General features: G+C 59.3%; 1 protein-coding gene. It reads left to right on the top strand.

From position 1 onward, the window contains the following. Window positions 1-177: 177 nt before the first annotated feature. Complete coding sequence (gene rpsA, locus J0I64_RS15540) at window positions 178-1,929, top strand: 30S ribosomal protein S1 (RefSeq protein WP_291409866.1); 1,752 nt, start codon at window positions 178-180, stop codon at window positions 1,927-1,929. Window positions 1,930-2,074: the final 145 nt, after the last annotated feature.

The following is a 2,074-nucleotide window of genomic DNA, read 5'->3' as shown; positions in this document are numbered from 1 at the left end:
GCCATGGCGCTCAAGGCAGGGGAACGTTCGTTCTCCTAATTTCCTCCTTGAGGCTTCTGGCTCCGGCACTCATCCAAGGCTTTGGCCCGGAAACCGACTAAACAAATCATCCTGTTCGAGAAGCGGTGCTCCGTGCGCCGGCTTTGGTGTTTTCATCGAAGCGGACCCGAATTCTCAATGGGATCAGCAACCCCTCAACGACCGGCGCAACGGAGAAAAAGTTTGGCACAGCAAACTGTGACTAAAGAAGATTTCGAATCGATGCTGCTCGACTCCTTTGTCGACAACGATGCCGCTGAAGGCACCGTTGTTCGTGGCAAAGTCGTCGCCATCGAAAAGGACCTGGCCATCGTTGACGTCGGTCTCAAGACCGAAGGTCGCGTTCCGCTGAAGGAATTCGGCCAGGCATTCCGTGACGGCCAGATCACCGTGGGTTCGGAAGTCGAGGTCTATGTTGACCGCGTCGAGAACGCCATGGGCGAAGCCGTGCTGTCGCGCGAAAAGGCCCGCCGTGAAGAGAGCTGGGTCAAGCTCGAAGAGAAGTACAACGCCAATGAGCGCGTTGAAGGCACCATCTTCAACCAGGTCAAGGGTGGTTTCACCGTCGACCTCGAAGGTGCCGTGGCCTTCCTGCCGCGTTCGCAGGTCGACATCCGTCCGATCCGCGATATCGCTCCGCTCATGAACGTGCCGCAGCCGTTCCAGATCCTCAAGATGGACAAGCGTCGCGGCAATATCGTCGTTTCGCGCCGCGCCATTCTCGAAGAATCGCGCGCCGAACAGCGTTCGGAAATCGTACAGCAGCTCGAAGAGGGCCAAGTTGTCGACGGCGTGGTCAAGAACATCACCGATTACGGTGCGTTCGTTGATCTCGGCGGCATCGACGGCCTGCTGCACGTCACCGATATCGCATGGCGTCGCGTCAACCACCCGTCGGAAGTGCTCACGATCGGCGAGACCATCAAGGTCCAGATCGTTCGCATCAACCACGAATCTCACCGTATCTCGCTCGGCATGAAGCAGCTCCAGGCTGATCCCTGGGAAGGCATCGAAGCCAAGTACCCGATCGGTGCGAAGTTCTCTGGCCGCGTGACCAATATCACCGACTACGGCGCATTCGTCGAACTGGAACCGGGCATCGAAGGCCTGATCCACGTTTCGGAAATGAGCTGGACCAAGAAGAACGTCCACCCGGGCAAGATCGTCTCGACCTCGCAGGAAGTCGACGTGGTCGTGCTCGAAGTCGATCCGGACAAGCGCCGCATCTCGCTCGGTCTCAAGCAGACCCTGCAGAACCCGTGGGAAGCCTTCGCCGAGAAGAACCCGGTTGGCGCCACCATCGAAGGCGAAGTCAAGAACAAGACCGAATTCGGTCTGTTCATCGGCCTCGAAGGCGATGTGGACGGCATGGTTCACCTCTCCGATCTCGATTGGCAGAAGTCCGGTGAAGTCGCTCTCGACGACTACAACCGTGGCGACATCGTCAAGGCCAAGGTTCTCGACGTCGACGTCGAGAAGGAACGTATCTCGCTCGGTATCAAGCAGCTCGCTGCTGATGATCTGGCCGATGCCGGTTCCAACGATGGCGGCGCTCTGCGCAAGAACGCTGTCGTGACCACCGAGGTCATCGAAGTCAACGACGGGGGCATTGAAGTCCGCATCGCCGATAGCGATGTGACCGCCTTCATCCGTCGCGCCGACCTCAGCCGCGACCGCAACGACCAGCGTCCGGAGCGTTTCTCCAAGGGCGAAAAGGTCGACGCACGCGTCACCCAGTACGACCGCAAGACCGGCCGCATCCAGCTCTCGATCAAGGCGCTCGAAATCGCCGAGGAAAAGGAAGCTGTTGCTGCTTACGGTTCGTCGGACTCGGGCGCTTCGCTCGGCGACATCCTCGGCGCTGCCCTCAAGGGCCGCGACGAAAAGTAAGCGTCACGCTTATCTGCAATCCTTCGGCCCGCGCGTTCTTCGCGCGGGTCGTTTTGTTGATGGGGTTCTCCAATGCTTTTCCGGGACGTCTCCTGGAGCGCCATGAGCGGCTATGATCTCGAGGCCGTGTCGCTTATTGCCGGCA

The sequence above is a fragment of the Devosia sp. genome (assembly GCF_017307565.1).
Lineage (GTDB): Bacteria > Pseudomonadota > Alphaproteobacteria > Rhizobiales > Devosiaceae > Devosia.
Note: the sequence above shows the minus strand (reverse complement) of the source record. Positions and strands in the feature narration are given on the sequence as shown.

What these genes read in the sequence shown, in the direction of transcription:
- rpsA (WP_291409866.1), top strand. Translation starts at nt 178, where the DNA reads ATGGGATCAGCAACCCCTCAACGACCGGCGCAACGGAGAAAAAGTTTG.